At 65.5% G+C, this 22,090-nt stretch carries 22 protein-coding genes; 17 read left to right on the top strand and 5 right to left on the bottom strand.

Annotated elements, in window-relative coordinates; translation table 11 throughout:
* The first annotated feature begins 109 nt into the window (after positions 1-109).
* Both GY937_14955 and GY937_14950 read left to right on the top strand, forming a co-directional pair.
* The gene (locus GY937_14955) at positions 110-799 is read left to right on the top strand and encodes a TetR/AcrR family transcriptional regulator (protein ID MCP5058003.1); all 690 of its coding nucleotides are present in this window, start codon (positions 110-112) and stop codon (positions 797-799) included.
* A gap of 10 nt (positions 800-809) precedes the next feature.
* Positions 810-2,780 carry a pyrroloquinoline quinone-dependent dehydrogenase gene (locus tag GY937_14950; GenBank protein MCP5058002.1) on the top strand — a complete coding sequence of 657 codons (1,971 nt, stop codon included), beginning with the start codon at positions 810-812 and terminating at the stop codon, positions 2,778-2,780.
* On the opposite strand, the gene GY937_14945 is transcribed toward GY937_14950, so the two are convergent.
* The 4 genes from GY937_14945 to GY937_14930 form a co-directional block, all read right to left on the bottom strand.
* Positions 2,766-3,263, bottom strand: coding sequence for a flavin reductase family protein (locus GY937_14945; GenBank protein MCP5058001.1), 498 nt, complete (start codon positions 3,261-3,263; stop codon positions 2,766-2,768). The two genes, GY937_14950 and GY937_14945, sit on opposite strands and share 15 nt — an antisense overlap.
* 50 nt (positions 3,264-3,313) lie before the next feature.
* On the bottom strand, positions 3,314-4,879 hold the full coding sequence (locus GY937_14940) for an acetolactate synthase large subunit (protein MCP5058000.1): 1,566 nt from the start codon (positions 4,877-4,879) through the stop codon (positions 3,314-3,316).
* A gap of 240 nt (positions 4,880-5,119) precedes the next feature.
* On the bottom strand, positions 5,120-5,680 hold the full coding sequence (locus GY937_14935) for a hypothetical protein (protein MCP5057999.1): 561 nt from the start codon (positions 5,678-5,680) through the stop codon (positions 5,120-5,122).
* Between the two features lie 42 nt (positions 5,681-5,722).
* Positions 5,723-6,358 (bottom strand): helix-turn-helix transcriptional regulator, encoded by a 636-nt coding sequence (locus GY937_14930; protein MCP5057998.1) that lies wholly within the window; start codon positions 6,356-6,358, stop codon positions 5,723-5,725.
* 77 nt (positions 6,359-6,435) lie between these two features.
* Here GY937_14930 and GY937_14925 point away from each other — a divergent pair, with 77 nt between their 5' ends.
* The 6 genes from GY937_14925 (at position 6,436) to GY937_14900 (ending at position 11,511) form a co-directional block, all read left to right on the top strand.
* Positions 6,436-7,608, top strand: a complete 1,173-nt coding sequence (locus GY937_14925; GenBank protein ID MCP5057997.1) for a flavin-dependent monooxygenase — start codon at positions 6,436-6,438, stop codon at positions 7,606-7,608.
* 96 nt (positions 7,609-7,704) lie between these two features.
* A complete protein-coding gene (locus GY937_14920; GenBank protein MCP5057996.1) occupies positions 7,705-9,258 on the top strand; it encodes a bifunctional 3-(3-hydroxy-phenyl)propionate/3-hydroxycinnamic acid hydroxylase in 1,554 nt (517 codons plus the stop codon).
* Between the two features lie 106 nt (positions 9,259-9,364).
* Positions 9,365-9,751 (top strand): helix-turn-helix transcriptional regulator, encoded by a 387-nt coding sequence (locus tag GY937_14915; GenBank protein ID MCP5057995.1) that lies wholly within the window; start codon positions 9,365-9,367, stop codon positions 9,749-9,751.
* 4 nt (positions 9,752-9,755) lie between these two features.
* A complete protein-coding gene (locus GY937_14910) occupies positions 9,756-10,313 on the top strand; it encodes a hypothetical protein (GenBank protein ID MCP5057994.1) in 558 nt (185 codons plus the stop codon).
* 20 nt (positions 10,314-10,333) lie between these two features.
* A complete protein-coding gene (locus GY937_14905) occupies positions 10,334-10,900 on the top strand; it encodes an isoprenylcysteine carboxylmethyltransferase family protein (GenBank protein ID MCP5057993.1) in 567 nt (188 codons plus the stop codon).
* Positions 10,867-11,511: a cation transporter gene (locus GY937_14900; protein ID MCP5057992.1), complete on the top strand. Its 645-nt coding sequence runs from the start codon at positions 10,867-10,869 to the stop codon at positions 11,509-11,511. The genes GY937_14905 and GY937_14900 overlap by 34 nt, the downstream gene beginning before the upstream one ends.
* A gap of 39 nt (positions 11,512-11,550) precedes the next feature.
* Here GY937_14900 and GY937_14895 read toward each other — a convergent pair whose 3' ends face one another.
* Complete coding sequence (locus GY937_14895; GenBank protein ID MCP5057991.1) at positions 11,551-12,327, bottom strand: glutathione S-transferase family protein; 777 nt, start codon at positions 12,325-12,327, stop codon at positions 11,551-11,553.
* 95 nt (positions 12,328-12,422) lie between these two features.
* On the opposite strand from GY937_14895, the gene GY937_14890 reads away from it, so the two are divergent.
* Genes GY937_14890 through GY937_14850 form a run of 9 tightly spaced genes read left to right on the top strand, consistent with a single transcriptional unit; the run spans position 12,423 to position 21,954 of the window.
* Positions 12,423-13,178 carry a MerR family transcriptional regulator gene (locus GY937_14890; protein MCP5057990.1) on the top strand — a complete coding sequence of 252 codons (756 nt, stop codon included), beginning with the start codon at positions 12,423-12,425 and terminating at the stop codon, positions 13,176-13,178.
* Positions 13,169-13,879, top strand: coding sequence for a ubiquinone/menaquinone biosynthesis methyltransferase (locus GY937_14885; GenBank protein ID MCP5057989.1), 711 nt, complete (start codon positions 13,169-13,171; stop codon positions 13,877-13,879). Before GY937_14890 ends, GY937_14885 begins: the two co-directional genes overlap by 10 nt.
* On the top strand, positions 13,876-15,174 hold the full coding sequence (locus GY937_14880; protein ID MCP5057988.1) for an isochorismate synthase: 1,299 nt from the start codon (positions 13,876-13,878) through the stop codon (positions 15,172-15,174). Before GY937_14885 ends, GY937_14880 begins: the two co-directional genes overlap by 4 nt.
* Position 15,175: 1 nt before the next feature.
* Positions 15,176-16,945 (top strand): 2-succinyl-5-enolpyruvyl-6-hydroxy-3-cyclohexene-1-carboxylic-acid synthase, encoded by a 1,770-nt coding sequence (gene menD, locus GY937_14875; GenBank protein MCP5057987.1) that lies wholly within the window; start codon positions 15,176-15,178, stop codon positions 16,943-16,945.
* Between the two features lie 17 nt (positions 16,946-16,962).
* The gene (menH, locus tag GY937_14870) at positions 16,963-17,784 is read left to right on the top strand and encodes a 2-succinyl-6-hydroxy-2,4-cyclohexadiene-1-carboxylate synthase (GenBank protein ID MCP5057986.1); all 822 of its coding nucleotides are present in this window, start codon (positions 16,963-16,965) and stop codon (positions 17,782-17,784) included.
* 5 nt (positions 17,785-17,789) lie between these two features.
* Complete coding sequence (gene menB / locus GY937_14865; protein ID MCP5057985.1) at positions 17,790-18,602, top strand: 1,4-dihydroxy-2-naphthoyl-CoA synthase; 813 nt, start codon at positions 17,790-17,792, stop codon at positions 18,600-18,602.
* A complete protein-coding gene (menA, locus tag GY937_14860; GenBank protein MCP5057984.1) occupies positions 18,599-19,507 on the top strand; it encodes a 1,4-dihydroxy-2-naphthoate octaprenyltransferase in 909 nt (302 codons plus the stop codon). Before menB ends, menA begins: the two co-directional genes overlap by 4 nt.
* A gap of 3 nt (positions 19,508-19,510) precedes the next feature.
* A complete protein-coding gene (locus tag GY937_14855) occupies positions 19,511-20,536 on the top strand; it encodes a hypothetical protein (GenBank protein MCP5057983.1) in 1,026 nt (341 codons plus the stop codon).
* Positions 20,533-21,954: an AMP-binding protein gene (locus GY937_14850; GenBank protein ID MCP5057982.1), complete on the top strand. Its 1,422-nt coding sequence runs from the start codon at positions 20,533-20,535 to the stop codon at positions 21,952-21,954. Before GY937_14855 ends, GY937_14850 begins: the two co-directional genes overlap by 4 nt.
* Positions 21,955-22,090 lie beyond the last annotated feature (136 nt).

The raw sequence follows: 22,090 nt of genomic DNA, 5'->3' as shown, positions 1-22,090 counted from the left end.
CCACTGGGATCGCGCGATCCTCCCCGATGGCCGGGATGGAGCTCCGGTCGTCGCCGTCATCGACGGTAGTGATAATTGAATAAATGAATCATTTCGTTATAACCGTCCGATGGCACGCAAACGACCCGAGGGACGATTGGCGGCACTGGCCGAGGCAGCGCTCAGCCAGTTCTCCCAGCGTGGCTATCGCCGCACCCAGGTCGCGGATGTGGCCGCCGAACTGGGCCTCTCGCCCGGCACGGTCTACTGCTCCGTCACCAGCAAGGAGGCGCTCTTCGACCTCGCGGTGCGCGCGGCCTTCGATGAGCCCCTGCCCGAGACGGACGGGCCTGTGTCCGAGCCGCCGCTCGATTCCCTGGTCGAGCGCGTGAACGAGCTCATGCACCAACGCATGCGCACCCCCGAAATTGCGCGGGCCGTGAAACGTCAGAGGGCCCCGGCGGACGTGCGCGGCGAGCTGGAGAGGTTGGTAGGCGAGCAATACGACATGGTGGCCCGGAACCGCCGCGCGATCCGCCTGCTCGATCGCTGCGCGGCAGATTGGCCCGCGCTTGCAGAACTCTATCACCGCGGCGCACGAGGCGGGCTGAACCACCGCTGGGAGCGCTACCTGGCTCAGCGCATCGAAACCGGCGCGCTGTCCCCCGTGCCGGATCCGGCCGTTGCCGGCCGCCTCGTCATCGAAACCATCGCATGGTTTGCGATGCATCGGCATGGCGACGCAAACCCCCAACCCATGGACGATGCGATCGCTCGCGAGACCGTGGTGACCGTGCTGCTTCGCGGGTTTGGCCTCTAGGAGGAACTTCATGCGATTCTGGGTTCAGCCGGGCGTAGCCCTGATAGCGTTCGCCACACTCCTGGCCTGCACGGCGAAACCACCGCTTCCGTCGGGTGGCGGCATTGCTGGCTGGCCATTCTACGGCGCAGATGCTGGCGGCAGTCGCTATTCGCCTCTCGACCAGATCGACAGCGGAAACGCTGCACATCTCGAGGTGGCCTGGAAGATCCGCACCGGAGATCTCGACGCGGATCCGCCGCCTCCCGGTCATATGGCCTTCCAGGCAACGCCCATCCTGGTCGAGGGTCGGCTGATCCTGCCGACACCCCTCGGCCGCATCCTCGCGCTCGACCCTGAAACCGGCGAGGAATCGTGGCGTTTCGACGCGACGGTCCAGGGGCGCCGCTATCCCGAGTTCACCTCACGTGGTGTCGCTTCCTTCGTGGACCCGGACCTCGATGAAGAGACCCCGTGTCGTACGCGCGTTTATGCGGCCACGGTCGAATCGCGCCTGTTCGCGATCGACGCGCGCACGGGCCTGGCGTGTGGCGATTTCGGCAGCGGGGGTGAGGTCTCGCTCCGTGAAGGCATGGACCGGATCGACACACCCTGGACGTTCACGATCAGCTCGCCGCCCGTGGTGGCCGGTGATCTGGTCGTCGTGGGCTCGGCCATCGGCGACAACCAGCGGGTGGAGGCGCCGCGCGGTGTGGTGCGTGCTTATGACGCACGTACCGGAGGCCTGGTGTGGCTTTGGGATCCCATCCCTACCGATCCGGCACAGGCGGTTCGCGAGGGCTGGCAGCCCGATCAGGCGCGACGCGGCGGGGCCGCCAACGCCTGGGCCCCGATCTCCTTCGACGCCGAGCGGGGTCTCCTCTTCGTGCCGACCAGCAGTCCGAGCCCGGACTACTACGGCGGCGAGCGGCTCGGCTCGGATCGGCATGCAAACTCCGTCGTCGCCCTGCGTGCCAGCACCGGCGAGTTGGTCTGGGCCTTCCAGCTGGTGCACCACGATCTCTGGGACTACGACACTCCCGCGCAGCCGACCCTCACGCATATCCGTCGGGAGGGTCGCGACATCCCGGTCGTCGTCCAGACCACCAAGACGGGGCTGGTCTTCGTGCTGCATCGCGACACCGGTGAGCCGGTCTTTCCCGTTGAAGAGCGACCTGTCCCGGCCTCCGACGTGCCGGGAGAAGAAGCATGGCCGACCCAGCCGTTTCCGACGGTCATGGCTCGTCTCGTTCCCAACTCCCTGCGGCCGGAGGATGCCTTCGGCCTGACGCCCTACGACCGGGGAAAATGCAGCGAACGCATTGCATCGCTGCGAAATGAAGGCCTCTTCACGCCGCCGAGCCTGCAAGGAACCTTGGCCTATCCGGGAATCGCCGGAGGGAGCAATTGGGGCGGGATCGCGATCGACCCCGTGCGGCGTCTGATCGTGGCCAACGTCACCAACCTCGCCTTCGAGGTGCGCCTGATTCCACGCGACGACTTCGAGCGTGAACGGGAAGAAGGTGGGGGGCTGGTACGCGAATACGCACCGCAGGCGGGAACCCCCTACGGCATGATGCGGGAGCCCATCCTGGGTCCCTTCTTCATGCCCTGCACTCCGCCGCCGTGGGGGATGCTGATGGCTGTCTCGCTCGATACGGGCGAGGAGGTCTGGAGGCGCCCGTTCGGCACCGTGCCCGATCAAGCTCCGCTTCCGGCATGGTTCGAGCCCGGCCTACCGAGCCTCGGAGGGCCCATCGTGACGGCCGGTGGCGTCGTGATGATCGGCGCATCGATGGATGGTCGTTTTCGGGCGTTCAACATCGAAACGGGCGAGGAGCTCTTCCGCGAAAAGCTGCCGGCCGGTGGGAATGCGACACCGATGACCTACCGCCTACGCGAAGGTGGTCGCCAGTTCGTCGTGATCTCCGCTGGCGGACACGGAAAGCTGGGCACGCGCCGCGGTGACTACGTGGTGGCCTACGCGTTACCCGGCCCCTGAGGACTCGCCCGAAAGGGTGCGGTAGGCGCCGCCGCAATAGACGAGGGGCTCGCCGCCGTGAATGCGCGCTGCCTCGATCTGCCCGATGTAGATGACGTGGTCGCCGGCGTCATGGGTCGCGACGAGGATGCAATCCATGTTGACCACGGCCCCGGGAATCAAGGGTGCGCCGGTTTCAGCCGCGTCGCACTCGATGCCTTCGAAGCGCACGTTCTCCAACTTCTTCGACGCGAAGCGGTTCGAGAGCTCTTCTTGATCGGCCGCGAGGATGTTCACGGCGAAGCACTTGCCTTCGGCGATCAAGCCCGTGGTGATGGAAGCGCGATTGCAGCAGACGGTAACGAGCGGAGGGGAGAGGGAGGCGCCACTGAAATCCGACACTGTCATGCCGTGGATGCGATCTCCGCTGCGGCTGGTCACGATGGCCACGCCGCTAGGCCAGCTGCCGAGACACTTCCTGAATTCGTCCGTATCGATGGGCATGAGCCCTCCCTGGTGTTCATTCGAGCCCGGTGATCGAGGGCCGGGTTCGTCTAGCCGATTCCCGGAATCATCGCCTCGACGAGGGCCGGCCCCGGCTCGGCAAGCGCGCGCTCGAATTGGGTGGTGAACTCTTCTGCAGTTGTTGCGCGCGTCGCATGCACGCCGAATCCCCGGGCGATGGAAACGAAGTCCATATCAGGGCGGGAAAGGTCGAGCATCTCTTTGGCCTTCGGCCCGCCTGCCTTGGCTCCGACCCGTCCCAGTTCGATGTTCAGGATCGCATACGAGCGGTTGTTGAAGAGCACGGTCGTGACATCCAGGGCCTCGCGCGCCTGGGTCCAGAGTGCCTGGATGGTGTAGAGCGCGCTGCCGTCGGCCTGAAGGCATACGACCTTGCGATCCGGGCATGCCACAGCGGCACCGGTGGCCACAGGAAGACCCTGACCGATGGAGCCTCCCGTGAGCGAGAGCCAATCGTGAGGCGGGCAGCCAGCGGTATGATGGCCGAGGCTGAGCCCCGATGTGGTGGACTCGTCCGATACGATGGCGTTCTCCGGAAGCAGCGCGCCGAGGGCTTGGCCGATCGTGTCGGGGTGGAGATCACCGGTCGGTCGCTCAGGGCGCCCCACCGGCGCCAGCGTCGGGCATCTCGCCGGGGCGCCGACGGCTTCTGCCAGAGCCTCGAGAGCGGCGGCTGCATCGTCACCGCCCGCCGCCAGGGTGTGGACCTCACAACCGCTGGCGACGAGATCGCTCGGCTTGTCGGGATAGGCGAAGAAGCTCACCGGGCTCTTCGCATCCACCAGCACCAGGTGGCGAAACCCGCTCAGCTGCTCCGCGGCCATCTCGGCGAAGTACGCGAGCTTGGGGATGGGCTGAACGCCCGCGCCCCGTTCGACACGGGCCGAGAAAGTCTCGCCCAGGAGTGCGGCTCCCGTAGCGGCGGCAATCCGGCCCGCAGCGGCGAGCGCGCGTTCACGGAACGCCGAACCACCGAGGAAGAGTGTCGACCGCTCGCCGCTGAGGAGTTGCTTCGCGATTCCCTCGACGACTTCGTCATCCACTCGGGCTCGTTGGGCTGCGGGGCGGGGTGGGGCGACCACGCCTCCGCCGAGCCAGCATGTGTCTGCCGGAAGGATCAACGTGGCGACTTCGCCCGGCGGGCCCGCCGCCCTGGCGACCGCGTCTGATGCCGCAGTACCGGTGTCCTCCGGCCGCTCCACTGTGTGCACCCAACTCGAAACATTGCGCGCCACAGTCGCGATATCCGATTGAAGTTGGGCATCGTATTGGGCGTGATGCGTGGCATGGTCGCCAACGATGTTGACGATCGGAGTACGAGCCTTGCGGGCGTTGTGCAGGTTCGCGAGGCCGTTGCCCAGGCCCGGACCGAGATGTAGCAATGTCGCCGCCGGCCGGTTCGCCATGCGCGCGTAGCCGTCGGCGGCGCCGGTAGCGACTCCCTCGAAGAGCGCGAGGACGCCGCGCATCTCCGGCACGTCGTCGAGTGCAGCGACGAAGTGCATCTCGGATGTGCCGGGATTGGCGAAGCAGGTATCGACTCCGCAGTCCACGAGGGTCCGAATCAACGCCTGGGCACCGTTCAGCTCTGTCATGATTTCAATCTTCCATCGCCTGGTTGAAGCGGCCCGGTCGGCGTTTCACCTGGGAGACGGCAGCCGCTTGGGATCTGCGACCCCGTCGTTCGCGGCATGGCCACCAGCCTCTCGCGGATGGTACTCCGATCGGCGTGTCGCAGCGCGCCTGCCCCGTCCGGATTTCATCCGTTCGGAAGGTCTGCTGTTGGCTCGCGGGCGGATCCGGGCCTCAGCCGATCATGCACCGGCAGGCGTCGCTCACTCCCACCTTTCCGCCAGACGCTGGGTCAGCGCCTGCTTCCAGCTCTCCATGGGCTGGAAGTCCGGTGTTCCCTCGTAGGTCGCCTCGGTCTGCGCCAGGATTTCCTCGTCGGTGAGCGACAAGTCCAGGCCGTCCACCACCGGTTGGCGGACATGCCAGGGCGTTTCGGCGAAGCATTCGATGCCGTTGCCCTCGGGATCCGGGAAGTAGATCGAGCAGCCGCGCCCGTGGGAGATCGGAAGGAACCGCGTGACGCCTGCCTTCTCTGCAGCGGCCTTCATCGCGCGCAAATCCGCCAGGCTATCCACGTGGAACGATATCTGGTTGATCACGCCTGCTTCGATGCCACCGTCCTTGCGCCCCTCCACCAGCGCGATCTGGTGATGCTCGTTCGGGTCGGAACTCAGGAATACGATCTGTGGGTTGCCGGGAATCGGGAGCTTGCCGCGGTCGGTGATTTCGAGGCCTAGCAGTTCGGTATAGAACGCCACCATCGGTTCGATGTCGTGTACATGGATGCCGATGTGGCTGAACTGGATCCGGGGAGCTTCGGTCATGGTTCTTCTCCTCGCCCTGCCTGGGCTGTGGGGACGCGTCGGTCAATGCAATTCAAGTGGCCGGTGAGCGATGTGTGAAGCCTCTTCAGCGCTGATGCCGAGGCTCCGCAGGATCATCTCCGCAGTCGTTTCCACCGCATCGTCGCCTAGCGTTCCCCGGCTCAACGCGGTGAGCACTCCGGTCATCGCACCATCTACGAAGGCCCAGGTCGCAGGCAGATCCGTCGCGAGAAAACGCCCGCTGGCCACGCCCCGGTTCATGTCCTTGGCCGGCGGCCCGTCCATCCCCTCGGCCAATCTGCGAAAGGGTGTCCCCGATCGAAACACGTACCAGTTCCAGAGGGGATCACCGTCGATCGTTCGCAGCGCGATGCGAACCCCCGTGGCCATGCGCACCGCCGGGTCTGTTGCACCGCCCGTTGCCCGATCCACGTGGGCGTGGAGGCGCTCCGCCAATTGCTCGATGACTGGGCGAAGCACATCGCTCTTCGTCTTGAAGTGGAGATAGAAGGTGCCGTGGCCCACATCGGCAGCCTCGGTGATGTCGTGGATGGTGACGGCCTCGACTCCACGTTCCCGCATCAGTCGCTCCGCCGCCTCCACGATCCGGGTCCGGGTTTCCGTCCTTCGCCGTTGGCTGCGGGTCGCCTCCGCTACTTCGCTGCTTTCTGATGCCATGAGATCAATAATGACAGAAATCATAATTGACACAAGTACAAATATGACTATAGTCATATTGAAATGGAGGCCACCCCATGAAGCTCGAAGACGTCGTCCCCGCAGCCCGCTCGTTGGTTCCCGCCGCCGCCGAGAGAGCGGAAAAAACCGAGGAAGTGCGCAGGCTTCTGCCCGAAGCGGAGCGTGAGATGCGGGAGGCAGGGCTGTTCAAGATCGTCCAACCCAAGCGTTTCGGGGGCTTTGAACTCGATCCGGTCTCGGTCGTTCGCGCCACCTCGGAGCTGGCCCGAGGCTGTGGCTCAACCGGCTGGTGCCTCGGAATCCTGGCGATCCACAACTGGATGCTGGGTCTCTATCATGAGCAAGCCCAGGAAGACGTCTGGGGCGAGGATCCGGACACACTGATGGCCGCGTCGTTCGCGCCAACGGGTACAGCCGAACGTGTCGAAGGCGGGATCCGGGTCAGCGGGCGCTGGTCGTTCGCCAGCGGTTGCGACGCATCGAACTGGATGATGGTCGGCGCCGTCGTTCCTTCCGAGAGTCCGATCCCGGACCTGCGCATGTTCCTCGTGCCCGAGGCCGAGTACCGCATCGATGACAACTGGTACGTCAGCGGGCTGGCCGGAACAGGTAGCAAGGACATCGTGATCGACGGGGCCATCGTGCCCGAGCATCGCGCCATTTCGTTGATCGATGCCTTCAACGGGCACTCCCCAGGCCAGGAACTCTATTCGGACAGTGCGCTGTTCCGCGTTCCGTTCGGAACCATGCTGCTCTTCGCCCTGGCCGGGCCCGCGCTCGGCCTGGCCCGTGGTGCCTATGCGGCCTTCATCGAGCGATCCAAGGTTCGACAGATCACGTACAGCGCCGAGAAAGTATCCGAACAGACTCCCGTCCATGTGCTGATTGGTGAGGCGACCTATCAAATGGATGCCGTCGATCTCCTTTGGGAACGTGACCTCGCGGAGATCGCCCGGCTGACGAAGGAGAAGCACGAGTTCACGATGGAGGAGCGAGCGCGCTACAAGCGCGATGTTGGCCTTGGCCTTGGCCTGCGCGCCTGCCAGGAGGTGACCGCGAAGCTTGCCGCCGCAAGCGGTGCCCACGGGATCTTCAAGTCGAGCCCCATCCAGAGGGCGTTCCGAGACGCCCAGGCTATGACCACGCACGCGGCGCTCGACCCCCTTCAGGGTGCCGCAACCATGGGGCGGGTGGAACTCGGGCTCGGTCCCAACACGGCGCTCGTCTAGCCGGCTGGATGGGCAACGGCGGGCCCAGGATGTCAGGACGCTCACGACGAAATAGAATGGTGGCCGAGAAAACTCCGAACTGAGGGAGCACTCTTCGTGACCCGATTCGATTGCGACGTTTCGATCGTGGGCTATGGCCCCGTCGCTGCGCTTACCGCGCTCAACCTTGCCCGAGCCGGGCTACGCATTTCGATTCACGAGCGATCGAAAGAGGCGCTCGAGCTACCGAGGGCGGTCGGGCTCGACGGTGAATCCGTCCGCTCCTTTCAGCGGATCGGGCTCGCCGAGGAGATCGACGCACTTCTCCAGCCTCCCCGTAACAAGGACGAAGTCTGGTTCGCGAACTCCAAGCACGAGAAGATCTTTGGGATCGAAATTCCCCCGGGCGAAGGGCATCACGGCTGGCGGGACATGGCCTTCTTCGATCAGCCGGATCTCGAAGCAGAGCTCCGGAGGCTCGTTGGCGCGGAAGCCGGAATCGATGTCTTTCTCGGCGAAGAGGCGGTCGGAATCGAGCAATCCGACGACCGGGTCATCGTCAGTCTGCGCGATGTCGAAGCTGATTCCGTACGCCGGCTGACCTCATCCTATCTGCTCGGTTGCGACGGGGCCGCGAGCTTCGTGCGCAATCACGCGAAGATCGAGTGGACGAGCCTTGGCTACGATCAGGACTGGCTGGTCGTCGACATCACCACGGCGCCGACGAACGACCTGCCGATGGCCACGATGCAGGTCTGCGACCCGGAGCGAATCCACACCTACATCTGTGTGAAGGATCCGAATCGGCGCTGGGAGTTCCAGCTGGTCCCGGGCGAGACGCGTGAAGAGATGTCGAAGCCCGAGCGGATCGACGCGTTGCTCAGTTCCTGGCTTCCCCGCGATCAATACGAAATCCGGCGCGCAGTCGTCTATCAGTTCCATGCAGCGACGGCGAACCGATGGCGGGATGGTCGCGTCCTGCTTGCCGGAGACGCAGCGCATCAGACGCCTCCCTTCCTCGGCCAGGGGCTGAATGCGGGCTTCCGGGATGCCATGAATCTCGGCTGGAAGCTCCCGCTCGTCCTCTCGGGGGTCTGTGACGACCGATTGCTCGATAGCTATTTCGACGAGCGAGATGCGCACGCGCGCGATCTCGTGGAATGGGCCGTGGGCATTGGAAAGCTGATGGAGACCCTGGCGGCCCAGGAGGCCGGCAAACCCAATCCGCACCCCGACTCGAGTCAGAGCGATGGCTATGGCCAGGGACGAACGGCACCGCCGCTGCGCTCGGGCGTGCTGATGATGGAGCAGACGAAGGCGGGCGCACCGATCGGGTCGCACCTTCGCCAGCCGATCGTTCGCTCGGCTGCTGGGGACTTCGTCTTGTTCGATGAACTCCTCGGCAGCGGTTTCGCCGCCGTGGGCCGCGCCCGGGCGGATCTCGAGCTTGGCCCGGAGGCGGAGGGGATCGCGAAGCGGCTCTCGATGCGTTTCGTGGCTCTCGATGAGATCGAAGCGTTCAAGGAAGGGAGTGGGCCCGACCTGGTATTCGGAACCAGCCCCGCCGTCATCGTCCGGCCGGATCGGGTGATCTTCGGTGTCGTCGACGCCGACACGACGCTGGACGATCTCGTCGCTGCGCTCGGGAAGAAGCTCGCCCTTCGAGCCTGAGCCACGACACCTTCAGTCCTCGCTCGGCGTCAGACACGACCCGCTGCAAACTCTTTGCAATCAATATATGATGAGCTATTCATATATCGATTGCAAGGAGGAATCAATGCCCGAAGACGTCATCGGACTCGATGCCTGCACAGCCAAGGTGGTAGATGAAGAGCGAGTCGCGGCCGCCAGGGCCGAGCTCCTTCCCGACGAAGAACTCGACGGACTCACCCAGCTCTTTCGCCTTCTGGGCGATCTGACCCGCGCCCGGCTCCTCTACGCGCTCCTCGAAGCGGGCGAGCTCTGTGTCTGCGATCTCTCGGCTGCCACCGGAACACCCGAGACGAACGTCTCTCACGCGCTTCGGCTTCTCCGGACCGCGGGAATCGTGAAGGCGCGCCGAGCGGGTCGGATGATGTTCTACAGCCTCGACGATGCGCATGTTCGGATGTTGCTCGATCTCTCGCGCGAGCACCTCCGCCACAGGCCAGGGGACGGAGGGTAGAGCCGTGGAAGCTGGATGGGCAAAGCTCCTTCTCTACGCAAACCTCGCGTCGCTCGGCGCACTGCTTGCCGGCGAGCTCTGGTGCATCGCGTTTCCCTCCCGTCGGATCTACCCGATGACGAGCCGAACCGCGTGGTACTACGCGATGTGGATCCTCTTCGGTATCGCCTTCTTCTCCAATCCCCTGTTCGTGTTCCTCGACTGGAACACAGGCAGCTGGCAGAGTGGTCTCCGGTTTTGGCTGGCCCTGCCTGTCGCGCTCCTCGGGGCCCTGCTCGTCAGTTGGGGGATCGCGACGCTAGGCGCGAAGAGGACCTCGGGGCTCCCAGATGGACTCGTCTCGAGTGGTCCCTATCGCATCACCCGAAATCCCCAATACGTCGGAGACTTCTTTCTCTTCGTCGGTGTCGCACTCCTCGCGAACTCCGAAGTCGTCGCTGTGACGCATCTACTGACGGCGCTCGTTCTTCTTCTCGCGCCCATCGCTGAAGAGCCCTGGCTCGAGGAACAGTACGGGGAGCCCTACCTCGCCTACCGAGAGACGGCGCCGCGCTATCTCTGAATTCACGTCGAGTGCAGACCATGCCTGACAACGACATTCTCACGGATCCGTTCTTCTGGGCGCTTCTCTCTGCAGTGGGGATGGGCGCGGGAAACACCATCGTCGCCGATGTCCTCCCTCGGAGTCGGTTCCTCGGGGCGCTCGTCGTCGCCTCCGTGATGCTTGGACGGATCCTCCTCGTGCTTCCCTTCTGTCCACAGCCTCGCTTCGAACTCGCGGGCCTTCACTGGCCTCTTGGGCTCGTCCTCATCGGTGCCGGCGCAGCGTTCGTTCTTCCAGTCTCCCGTGTTCATTGGACGACAGCGCCGGACGCTTCCGAGCGTCTCCGGAGCACCGGCGTCTACGGACTCGTTCGACATCCTGCCTATCTCGGAAACATCGTCTTGTGCCTCGGTTGGGCGGTCGCCTTCCGCTCGACCGTGGGCGTTGCACTCACCGTTCTCTGGTGGCTGAGCTTCTGGCTTCATGCACGGATCGAGGAAGCCTCACTCCTGCGAACGTATGGGGCGGACTACGAGGCCTACAAGCGTCGCGTCCCGTGGCGCATCATTCCATGGACGCACTTCCACACACGGGTGGCATCATGAGCGGTCGTCATGCACTCCTCCAAAGAGGTCTTCGCCTCGAGGCCCTGACCATCTCGTGGAACGTGATCGAGGCCGCGGTTGCCATCGGAGCTGGGTGGCTGGCGGGAAGTGTTGCCCTCGTCGGCTTCGGGTTGGACAGCACGATCGAAACGATTGCAGCGTCGGCCCTCTATCTCCGACTCCGCGCAGAGATGAGGGGAGCCACGGACGAAGAAGCAGAAGCCCACGAGACCCGTGCGCTTCGAGTGGTTGGCATCACCTTCTTCGCTCTCTCGCTCTATATCGTCTATGAGGCTGGCAGCACGCTCTGGTTCCAGGAACCACCGGACACGAGTCAGATCGGAATCGCGCTCGCCGCGCTCTCGCTCCTCGTCATGCCGTTTCTTGCCTGGGCGAAGTTTCGAACGGGACGAGCACTCGAGAGCCGTGCTCTCATTGCAGATGCGAAGGAGAGCCTCGCGTGTTCCTACCTGTCGCTCGCGCTGCTTCTCGGCCTTGGCGCCAACGCGCTCCTTGGCTGGTGGTGGGCGGACCCGGTGGCCGCGCTTGCGATGCTTCCGTGGATCCTCCGGGAAGGATGGGAAGCACTCGAGGAAGCCTCTTCTGATTGAGCGCGAGCGACGTGCGAATCGCGCTCCTCCAAGCCGGGCCTACGGCAGCTCCTGCCTTCGCACGGCGGCCGGCACGAGAGGAGGTGTTCCGGAAACGAAGGGTCTCATGCGGACCAGCCATTCCATGATCTCGGGGAACTCGAGGATGTCGTCGCCGCCCCGGAAACCTGTGAGGTAGTAGAGCGCGAACTGCGGGTAGGCCGCGAGATCTGGCAGTGACGGCGCGTCGCGCCCCGCGAGGAAGGGCCCATCCGCCAGGTGCGCGATGAACTGCTGGTAGACCCTCGTCTTGGATTCGCGAAGCGGCAGGCCATCGTCTGCCTGCGCAATCAGCCGCCGGACGAATGGGACGTTCTTGATGAGGAGCGGCCAGGCTGCGCGCAGTATCGGTGAGAGCCCACCATTGGCCGTCTTGCTCATCACGCGGGAGAGGTTCCAACCGTTTCTCCAGCGATCGAGCCCCTCGCCCGGGAAGTAGCGAAAGCTCGAGGGGATCAAACAATGCGAGACCCACTCGTCGATCTTCAGCAGCTGCTCCCGTTCGTCTCCTCCTTCGGGCAGGAGGTGCGGCTGCTCTGGGAAACATTCGTCGAGCCACAGGCCGATCGGCGTGGAGTCGGCCCGGCTCTCGTCGCCGATCGTCACCGCGGGGATCTGGCGGCCTACGGGCAGATCCTGCTTGACCCGGAACGGATGGATGTAGAAGCACTCGAAAGGCAGGCGCTTGTAGAGCAGGAAGCAGTGGACCTTCGCGGCGAAGGGGCTCATCGCGTAGGTGTAGAGCCTGATTCGAGGGGTCGTGGGGCCCGTGGGCATGGGGGCACGCTACTCCGCTCCGTCTCGCAGCTGAGCCGAGAGCCTAGTTCAGGCTGGATGAGAACCGTTGGAGTAGTTACTCTCAGAGTAAATACATGGATTATCGAGTCGAAGAGCTGGCCAGTCAGGCGGGTATCCGCGTCGACACCGTGCGGTACTACCAGGGGAAGGGCCTCCTGCCGGCGCCTCGACGGGAAGGCCGCGTGGCCTGGTATGGCGATGCCCATCTCGAGCGGCTGACACGGATTCGCGAGCTGAGGGATCAGGGGCTCACCCTGTCCTTGATCGGGCGCGTCTTCAGCCAGGAATCCGATGATCCGGGAGGCTCGCTGGTGGAAGCCCTGGTGGAGGAGCACCTCACCGGGCGGAGCTACACGAAGGCCGAACTCGCGGCGCAAGCCGGCGTGCCGGAGGCCTTCGTCACCGCCGCCCAGACGGCGGGCTTGATCGAACCGCTTCTCCTCGAAGCCGAAGAGCGCTTCAGCGAGGCCGATCTCTCCATGGCACGGGCGGGCCTGGAGCTACTCGAAGCCGGTTTCCCGATGCAGGAACTGCTCCGGCTTGCCGTTCGCCATGCGAGCCATGTGCAGGAAACCACGGAAGCCGCGATCGACCTCTTCGACGGCCACGTGCGCCGGGACGCAGCAGGAGAAGAGCGGGATCCGGCAGATGTGACGCAGCAGTTCCGCACATTGTTGCCTGTGCTGACGCGCCTGGTCGCTCAGCACTTTCAGCGCACGCTGGTGTCGCGTGCCCTCGGCAAAGTCGCGGACCAGGGGTCGTCGGAGGAGTTGCGTGATGCGCTTGCCGCCACGGAATCCGGCTTGGAGGTCAGTGTCTCGTGGCGTTGAGTTCACTTCCCGACGCACCCGAGAAACGCGACGCCGTACGCGGGATGTTCGATCGGATCGCTCCGCGTTACGACCTGGTGAATCGATTGATGACGATGGGCCTCGACCAACGTTGGCGTCGGGTCGCGTTGGATCGGGCTGCGGTGGGCCCCGGGGATCGGGTGGTGGATCTTGCCTGCGGCACGGGTGATCTCCTCGAACAAGCCGCCGCACGCGGTGCCCGCGTGACGGGCGTCGATTTCAGTCGTGGCATGCTCGTCGGCGCCAAGCGACGGCTTCCGCGAGCCAGCCTCGTTCAGGCCGACGGCGAGCGGCTTCCGCTGGCGAATGCATCCATCGACGTCCTCACCTGTGGGTTCGCGCTCCGGAACTTCGCAGACTTGAAGGCTGCCTTCAGCGAAATGGGGCGCGTCCTCGCCGATCGCGGCCGCCTGGCATTGCTGGAGGTCGATCGACCTTCGATCCCCGGTATCGCGGCACTCCACTCCGTCTATTTCAATCGGATCGTGCCGCGCATCGGAGCCATGCTCTCGGATCGGGCCGCCTACGAATACCTGCCCGAATCCACGGTCTATCTGCCGAACCCTCCCGAGCTTCAACGCATGATCGAAGACAGCGGATTCGATCAGGTGCATAAGGTCTCCTTCCTGTTCGGTGCTGCCCAGCTGATTTGTGCCCAACGGAGACCACGAACGGGATGATGCCGATCACAATCCGCTGGAAGGAGCTTCCGGCGCGAGAGGAGGGGCCGCCGTTCGGCTCCGAATCCCATGAGGATTTGTTCTCCTGGGAGATTCCGCGCCGCGGAGAATCGCTCTGGGCGATGGGTGCTGTGGCCGAGATCCAGAGCGCGGGTACGGACCGCTTCGAGCGAGCCGCTGCACTCCGTGAACTGGCTCGCAAGGAAATCTCCATCGAAGGCGACACACCTGTTCGTGCGCCGCTCTGGGTCGGGGGTTTTTCGTTCTCCGACGAGCCGGGCGCTGCTGGGGAGGATTGGCTCGGGTTTCCGGCGCTGCGCTTCGCCGTTCCACGGCGTCTCTTCTTGCGCCGTAAAGGTCGGTCCTTCGAGGCCGAAGCGACGGGCGGGGATCCCCGACTGGGCTTCGCAGGGCCCGACTCTGAGAGTCAATCTGCCGCCCCGCGTGGTGTTTCCGGCTCCGCTGTTGCGGCTTCGTCTCTCTCATTTGGAGGGTCGAACGGGGCTGCGGACCGCTCGCTCTTCTCGCAGGCCTGCGCCAGTACGCGTTGTGGTGAGTTGCAGAAGATCGTCGTCGCCCGAGCGGCGTCCGTGGCGTCGGACGAGGGCTTTCCGATCGAACGGATCCTCGCGGCACTGCGCCGGGCGCATCCCGATTGTCGGCACTACCGCGTTCGGCGCGGCAATGCCGTCTTCCTCGGTGCGACGCCCGAGCGCTTGCTATGCGTCGCTGGAGAGCGCGTATCGGCCGACGCGATTGCCGGAACGACCCGTCGTGGCGAAAGCCCGGAAGAGGAAGCCCGCCTGCGTCGCACGCTCTTCCTGAGCAAGAAAGAGCAGGAAGAGCACGCTCTTGTCGTCGAGGGTCTGCGCACCGCGCTGGCCCGACATGATCGGGATGTGGTCGTCCCCGAGGCGCCTCGAGTGATCGCCACAGGAGGCGTGCAGCACCTGCATACACCGCTGGAGGCAACGATCCCCGGAGGAGAGTTGCTACGGCTCGCAGGAGAGCTTCATCCTTCACCCGCGGTGGCGGGCTCGCCGGTTTCCGAGGCTCGCGCGTGGATCGCGTCTCACGAACGATTCGAACGGGGCTGGTATGCCGGCGGAGTCGGGTGGCTCGATGGCACGAGCGGCGGCGAAATCGCCGTCGCGCTTCGCTGCGGTCTCTTCCGGGCGAACCGTGGACGGTTGTATGCGGGTGCCGGGATCGTCGCGGCCTCGGATCCCGAGAAGGAACTCGCCGAAACCCGGCTCAAGATGCACTCCTTGCTCGACGCGATGCAGGCGTGCTGAGATGACGACCGTCCCGGATCCCAACACGGCCTTCGCAAGCGCACTCTGGTCCGGCCTGGTGGAGGCCGGTGTCGCACGGGTCTGCGTCTGCTCCGGTTCCCGGTCGGCTCCACTGGCCGTCGCCGCGGCCTGGCAACCCGGGCTCGATGTCAGCGTCCATCTGGATGAACGCTCTGCGGGCTTCATTGCCCTCGGTGCGGCTCGTGCCGAACGCCGGCCCGTGGCGTTGGTGTGTACATCGGGGACGGCCGCTGCCAACTTCCTTCCTGCCGTCGTGGAGGCTTCTCACGCCGGCGTTCCGCTTATCGTGCTGACCGCCGATCGACCACCGGAGCTTCGTGGCTGGGGTGCTGCCCAGACGATCGACCAGCACGGGATCTTCGGATCTCGCGTGCGTTGGGGCGCGGAGCTTCCGCCGCCAGGCACCGACAGCCCCGGCCCAGCCTACTCGCGTGCGCTCGCCGCCCGCTGCGTCGCCGAGGCCAGTGAGGGAACACCGGGCCCGGTGCATTTGAACGTTCCCTTCCGCGAGCCGCTGCATCCGAACGCGGCTTCCCTGGCGGTTTCCGGCGCCCCCTCTTCAGGGCGCGCCGTACAGCGCCCGGCCGTCGCACGGGGGCCAATGCCCGAAGCGATCGCGCTGCTTGCCGAGAAGGTGGGGCAGGCGCGGCATGGTGTCCTCATCGCGGGCCCGTGTCCCGATGCCGACCCTCGTCTCCTCGGAGAGGCAGCACTCGCTTTCGCGAGTTCGACCGGTTGGCCCGTGCTCGCGGAAGTCCCTTCCCAGCTTCGCGCAGGGCCGGGTGCGGCTGCTGGCATCGTTCTGGCGGGCGGAGAGGCGTTGGTGCGGAATTCCGCGTTTGCCTCTGCCAACCCGCCCGATGTCGTGCTGCGGCTGGGTGCGCCCACCACGAGCAAAGCCATGCACCGGTGGATGGCGGCTCACCCTGAGGCCGAGGTGATCGCCATCGATGCAGAAGCTCGCTTCCAGGATCCTGCCTGGCGGGTGGATCATTGGGTCTCGGCCGATCCGTGCGCCGTGCTCCAAGCTCTGGCCGAGACGTTCGACGGCGGTGTCTCCGATCCGGCCTGGTTGCATGCGTTTCGAGCCGGCACCAAAGCCGCGATGGCTGCGCTGGCGAGCTCCGTTGCGGATTGCCCCGGGCTTCCCGCTGCGCGGGTGGTGCAGGAACTGGCCCGGGAGTTGCCGGCCGACGCAGGGCTCTTCCTCTCGAATGGGCTGGCCATCCGGCACGCAGATCTCTTCCTGCCAGCCCGATCCGGCCCGCTCCGGGTGTTTGCCAATCGCGGCGCGAACGGCATCGACGGAATCGTGTCGACGGCCCTCGGCGCCAGCCTCGGTTGCGATTCCATGACGTTGCTGACGGGAGATCTGGCCTTCCTGCACGATCTATCCGGACTCCTTGCGGCAAAGAGGATGAAGACCCCCCTCGTGATCGTGGTTCTCGATGACGACGGAGGTGGCATCTTCGACCACCTTCCGATCGCGGAACTCGGCGAGAGCGTTCGTTTCGAAGAGCTCTTTCGGACTCCCCACGGCGCGGATCTCGAGCCGCTGGTCGAAGGCTTCGGCGTTCCCTTCCATCAGGCGGTTTCACCAGAATCGTTTCGCCGTGCGTTGCAAGCGGCTCGAGACATCGACGGGCCGACCGTCATCCGCGTTGGTTTGGATCCGAAGGAACAACGGGCGATTCAAGAGCGAGCACTCGCCCTGGTCGATACCGCGCTTCGAGAAGGCGGGCTCGTATGAACGCCCGGTCCGCTCCGATGGATGTGGGGCGCAAGCTCTTCGTTCGCAGCGAGGGTGAAGGTCCGGCTGTTCTCCTGTTGCATGGCTTCACAGGCTCATCCGAGGGTCTTGGTGGCATCGCCGATGCTCTCGAAGGCCACCAGCGCATCCGGGTCGATCTGATCGGCCACGGGGAAAGTGAGTCGCCTACCGGGCCGGGGAGTCTCCGCGCCTATCGCATGGAGAGCTGCGCTGCCGATCTCGTGCGGGTACTCGATGCCCAGGGGATCGAGCGGACGCACGTGGTTGGCTATTCGATGGGAGCGCGCGTGGGTCTGGCGCTGGCCATCTGGGCACCGGAAAGGGTAGGGCGTTGCGTGCTACTCGGCGCCCGTGCCGGAATCGAGGATCCCTCGGCACGGGTGGCGCGGGTTCGCGCGGACGAAGCCCTCGCCGATCGGATCGAAGAAGGTGGGATCGAGGCGTTCGTCGACCATTGGATGGCGCTACCGATCTTCGCGAGCCAGGCTCGGCTCGGGGAAGCGGCTCTCGAAGCGGCGCGAGCGGAGCGCCTTCGCGGGAACCCTCGAGGGCTCGCTCACTCGCTTCGGGGAATGGGTGCGGGGGCGCAGCCTCCGCTCTTCGATGATCTGCCCTCTCTTCGGGCGCCCACCCTCTTCGTGGCAGGCGCAGAGGACGAGGCGTTTTGCGAGGCGGGCCGCGACCTGGCGGCCCGCACACCTGCCGCCCGTTTCCTTGCGATTCCCGAGGCCGGCCATGCGGCCCACCTCGAGGCATCGGATGAGTTCAACCGTATCACCCGCTCGTTCCTGAGCGAGGCCATGAAGGAGAAGCCGTGAGCAATGTGGATTGGAAGGAAGCACGAACCTACGAGGACATCCGCTACGAAACGGCGGAAGGCATTGCCAAGATCACGATCGATCGGCCCGAAGTCCACAACGCTTTCCGGCCGCGTACGCTCTTCGAGTTGATCGATGCCTTCTCCCGGGCGAGGGAGGATCAGACGATCGGCGTGATCCTGTTCACCGGCGCGGGGGGCAAGGCCTTCTGTTCCGGCGGTGATCAGAAGGTCCGCGGCGATGCGGGTTACGTCGGCGACGATGGGATTCCGCGCCTCAATGCACTCGATCTCCAACGCGTGATCCGAAGCCTGCCGAAGCCGATCATCGCATTGGTTCCCGGGTGGGCGATCGGTGGCGGCCACGTGTTGCATCTGATCTGTGATCTGACCATCGCGGCAGAAGGGGCACGTTTCGGTCAGACCGGTCCGAAGGTCGGCAGCTTCGATGCGGGCTTCGGCGCCTCCTATCTCGCCCGCGTGGTCGGCCAAAAGAAGGCCCGCGAGATCTGGTACCTCTGCGATGAGTACGATGCCAACGAAGCCCTGGACATGGGGCTCGTCAACAAGGTCGTGCCGCAGGACGAGCTGGAGGAGGCTGGAGTTGCCTGGGCGCGTCGCATTCTCCGCCACAGCCCGCTGGCGATCCGGTGCCTGAAGGCGGCGTTCAATGCGGATTGCGATGGCCAGGCGGGCATTCAGGAGCTGGCCGGCCACGCCACCCAGCTGTTCTACATGACAGAGGAAGCCCAGGAGGGGCGGAACGCCTTCGTCGAAAAACGCGATCCCGATTTCAGCGAGTTCCCGTGGCGGCCGTGAGTGACGGCGAGGTTGCAGCTCGTCCCGATCCGTTCACCGCGTGGTGGGCGGCCTCGCGTCCGAAGACGCTCTCCGTATCGATGGTTCCGGTCGCGGTAGGAACGGCGCTGGCCACGCAGACCGGCCCACTTCTGCCCGAGCGGGCGGTGGTGGCGGCGGCCACGGCGCTGCTGCTTCAGCTCGCCTGCAACTGGATCAACGACTACGCGGATTTCGAGAGCGGGGCCGATGCCGAAGGGCGGCTCGGCCCACCGCGGGCCGCAGCGATGGGTTGGATCGAACCGGCGGTGCTGCGGCGAGCTGCAGTCTTGGCGCTGCTCGGCGCGGGGGGGCTCGGTTTCTGGTTGGCCGCCCAGGCCGGCTGGGTGCTGCTCGTTCCCGGAGGTTTTGCATTGCTCGCCGCGTGGGCGTACACCGCCGGTCCCTGGCCCCTCGGCTACCACGGGCTCGGCGACGCGGCGGTCTTCCTCTTCTTCGGGCTCTTCGCGGTGACGGCCTCGAGCTATCTTCACACCGACGCCTGGCTTCCGCTGGCCGCGGGCGCTGCCTTGCCCGTGGGATTGCTGGCCACCCTCGTGCTGGCAGTGAACAACCTGCGTGACGTTTCGACGGACGAGTTGGTTGGTAAGCAGACGTTGGCTGTGCGGCTCGGGGAAGCCGGCGCTCGTCGCTATGCGCAGGGGCTGCTCGCCGGGAGCTTCATCGCCTTGTGCGGGCTCCCGCTACTCGGGAGCGGGCTTGCTGCACCGCTACTCCCGATCCTCTCGCTGCCGCTTGCGTGGCGTCTCGTCCATCCCCTGCGTCATGCACGCGGTACGGAGCTGAACCCGATCCTGGCGGGCGCTGCCCGGCTTCAGCTCGTGTTCGGGAGCCTGCTCACGCTGGGCTTCCTGCTTCCATTCTGATCGATGACACGAATCACCTTCGCCAAGCTGCACCGTCACCCGCACCGCCTGGAAGGTTCCCTGCACACGGCGCAGGGCTCGGTGCCCCAGGTCCGCGAAACCTGGCTGATCGAGCTGCGCGACGAGAACGGGCGCATTGCCTGGGGTGAAGCGGCACCCTGGCCGGCTCATGGCACCGAGGGCGATGACGCCGTAGCAGCGACTCTCGGTTCCATCACGGAGCAGTTGCGTGGCACTACCGCGGAGCAGGCTTTCTCTCTGGATCATGGGCAGGTCGGGCCGAGCGCACAGTGGGCGCTCGACACAGCGCTCGGAGACCTCGGCGCTCAGGTGGCGGATGTCTCCCTGGCCTCCTACTGGGCTGGTCGGGAGATTCGGCAGAGCGAAATTCCAACGAGCGCGCTGATGCGGAGCGCATCCCGCCTGGAGACGGAGCAGGCGCTCGCGGAGAGCCAACATACGCTCAAGCTCAAGGTGGGCTTCGAAAGCCTCCGCGATGATGTCGCCCGGGTTGCGTCGGTTCGCACGGCCGTGGGGCCGGATGTGGCACTGCGGCTCGATGCGAACGGTGCATGGCAGGCGGAAGAAGCTCTTGCTGCGCTGGAGGCGCTGAAGCCCTTCAGCCCCGAGTTCGTCGAGCAACCCGTCGCGGCTTCCGATCCCCTGGGCCTTGCCGATGTCTGCAAACACTCAGCGGTGCCGATTGCCCTGGACGAAAGTCTCGTGGCGTCGACCTCGCCAGCGGAACTTCTCGAGATCGGCGCATCGGTCTGGGTCTTGAAGCCGGCTGCCCTTGGCCTTTCGCGTTTTCGCGTCTTGGCGGAAGAGGCGGATCGTGTCGGTGTGAAGATTGTCGTGAGCTCGTTGTTGGACGGGGATGTGTCCGTTGGTGCCGCCCTCCATCTCGCCGCGGGTCGGCCCGAGCCGTTCATTGCCTGTGGCCTGGATCTCTGTTTCACGAAGGAAGTGGTGCCGAGCAGAGGTTTCGTGAGGCTGCCTTCCGCGGCCGGCTTGGGGTGGCGGCCATGACGCATGCCGCCGCCTGGTTGCGCGAGCGGGCGGAACGCACGCCCGAGCGATTGGCGCTGCTCGCGGGGAGCCAGCGCCTGGACTTTGCTGAGTTCCTGGCAGGCGCATCTCGTCGAGCCTGCGCGTTGCGGGAGCGTGGCGTTCGTCCTGGCCATCTGGTGGCGCTATGGCTGCCCGGTGGCGTTGAGGGTGCGCTGCGTCTCTGGGGCGCATGGCTGGCGGGTGCGCGGGTGCTGCCGATGAACGACCGGCTCGCGGAAGGCGAGACCTCGCGTCTGTTGGCGAGTGTTCATCCCGATCATCGCGTCGCTGCAGACGAATGCTTGATGGGGGAGGGCGGCCCTTTGCCCGTCGACGTTCGTGGTGACATCGCGCTCGTACTGTTCACGTCGGGAACGGCAGGGCCGCCGAAAGCTGCATGTCTGCGGCACTCGAACCTGTTGGCAAGTGCCGAAGCGTCGGCGCGCTTGCTGGGAACGAAGGAAGACGACCGGTGGCTCGCCTGCCTTCCACTCTTTCACGTTGGCGGCTTGATGATCCTGGTGCGAAGCGTTCTGGATGGTTCAGGTGTCGTGCTCCAGAGCGGGTTCGACACCACGCGTGTGAACGAGTCCCTCGATTCGGAGGGGATCACCCTCGCATCCTTCGTGCCTACGACGCTGAGACGGCTACTCGACCAACGCGTTGAGGGTCGCGCACCCAGCTCTCTGCGGGCTGTGCTCCTCGGTGGCGCGGCCGCTCCGGAGAGCCTGGTCCGACGAGCACGCCAGCAGGGTTTTCCCGTTCGAACCACCTACGGACTGACCGAGGCCTCCTCGCAGGTGGCGACCTCGGGCCCCGAGGACGAGGGAGCCGGCTTCGTGGGGCGCCCCTTGCCGGGCACGGAGCTTCGCGTGGTCGACGATGCGGGCCGGCCTCGTGCCCAAGGAGAGGAGGGTGAGGTGTGCGTCCGAGGGCCTCACGTGTTCGCCGGGTATTTGGGCGATGCGGACGCCACGAGTCGGGTACTTCGGGACGGCTGGCTCCACACTGGAGATCGAGGCCGTCTCGCTGCCGACGGATGCCTCTGGATGCTCGGGCGTCGAAGCGATTTGATCGTGAGCGGCGGTGAGAATGTTCATCCGGGAGAGGTGGAAGCGGCTCTGCTCGATCACTCCGCGGTTTCCGAGGTGGCCGTCGCCGGTTTGCCCGACCCGGACCTGGGTCAACGCGCTGCGGCCTGGGTCGTGCCGAAGCGGATCGATGCACCGCCGACCGTCGACGAGCTGCGAACCTTCGCCCGCAAATCCCTGGCGGGCTACAAGCTGCCGAGAGAGATCCGCTTCGTCACGGCTCTACCGCGGAACGCCATGGGGAAGGTGCTGCGCCACGGACTCGAGGGACTCGAGGCTCCGCACGGCACCTCTGTTGAGGACTAGCCCCAATCCGTCATTGGATCCGGGCCCCTGAGGGTATCGGTCCGGGTCAGGCGGCGAGTTGTTCGATGGCCCGATTGAATCGTTGGCGGGTGGAGGCCTCGGCAGCGATCCGCAGCTCGGCGCGCCCCTGAGGCCG

Source organism: bacterium, from assembly GCA_024228115.1.
Classification (GTDB): Bacteria; Myxococcota_A; UBA9160; order UBA9160; family UBA6930.
This window is presented reverse-complemented; position numbering and strand designations above follow the sequence as displayed.

What these genes read in the sequence shown, in the direction of transcription:
- GY937_14855 (MCP5057983.1), top strand. Translation starts at nt 19,511, where the DNA reads ATGACACGAATCACCTTCGCCAAGCTGCACCGTCACCCGCACCGCCTG.
- GY937_14930 (MCP5057998.1), bottom strand. Translation starts at nt 6,358, where the DNA reads ATGGCATCAGAAAGCAGCGAAGTAGCGGAGGCGACCCGCAGCCAACGG.
- GY937_14935 (MCP5057999.1), bottom strand. Translation starts at nt 5,680, where the DNA reads ATGACCGAAGCTCCCCGGATCCAGTTCAGCCACATCGGCATCCATGTA.
- GY937_14895 (MCP5057991.1), bottom strand. Translation starts at nt 12,327, where the DNA reads ATGCCCACGGGCCCCACGACCCCTCGAATCAGGCTCTACACCTACGCG.
- GY937_14880 (MCP5057988.1), top strand. Translation starts at nt 13,876, where the DNA reads ATGATGCCGATCACAATCCGCTGGAAGGAGCTTCCGGCGCGAGAGGAG.
- GY937_14925 (MCP5057997.1), top strand. Translation starts at nt 6,436, where the DNA reads ATGAAGCTCGAAGACGTCGTCCCCGCAGCCCGCTCGTTGGTTCCCGCC.
- GY937_14890 (MCP5057990.1), top strand. Translation starts at nt 12,423, where the DNA reads ATGGATTATCGAGTCGAAGAGCTGGCCAGTCAGGCGGGTATCCGCGTC.
- GY937_14950 (MCP5058002.1), top strand. Translation starts at nt 810, where the DNA reads ATGCGATTCTGGGTTCAGCCGGGCGTAGCCCTGATAGCGTTCGCCACA.
- GY937_14905 (MCP5057993.1), top strand. Translation starts at nt 10,334, where the DNA reads ATGCCTGACAACGACATTCTCACGGATCCGTTCTTCTGGGCGCTTCTC.
- GY937_14850 (MCP5057982.1), top strand. Translation starts at nt 20,533, where the DNA reads ATGACGCATGCCGCCGCCTGGTTGCGCGAGCGGGCGGAACGCACGCCC.
- menD (MCP5057987.1), top strand. Translation starts at nt 15,176, where the DNA reads ATGACGACCGTCCCGGATCCCAACACGGCCTTCGCAAGCGCACTCTGG.
- menH (MCP5057986.1), top strand. Translation starts at nt 16,963, where the DNA reads ATGGATGTGGGGCGCAAGCTCTTCGTTCGCAGCGAGGGTGAAGGTCCG.
- GY937_14955 (MCP5058003.1), top strand. Translation starts at nt 110, where the DNA reads ATGGCACGCAAACGACCCGAGGGACGATTGGCGGCACTGGCCGAGGCA.
- GY937_14945 (MCP5058001.1), bottom strand. Translation starts at nt 3,263, where the DNA reads ATGCCCATCGATACGGACGAATTCAGGAAGTGTCTCGGCAGCTGGCCT.
- GY937_14940 (MCP5058000.1), bottom strand. Translation starts at nt 4,879, where the DNA reads ATGACAGAGCTGAACGGTGCCCAGGCGTTGATTCGGACCCTCGTGGAC.
- GY937_14900 (MCP5057992.1), top strand. Translation starts at nt 10,867, where the DNA reads ATGGACGCACTTCCACACACGGGTGGCATCATGAGCGGTCGTCATGCA.
- GY937_14915 (MCP5057995.1), top strand. Translation starts at nt 9,365, where the DNA reads ATGCCCGAAGACGTCATCGGACTCGATGCCTGCACAGCCAAGGTGGTA.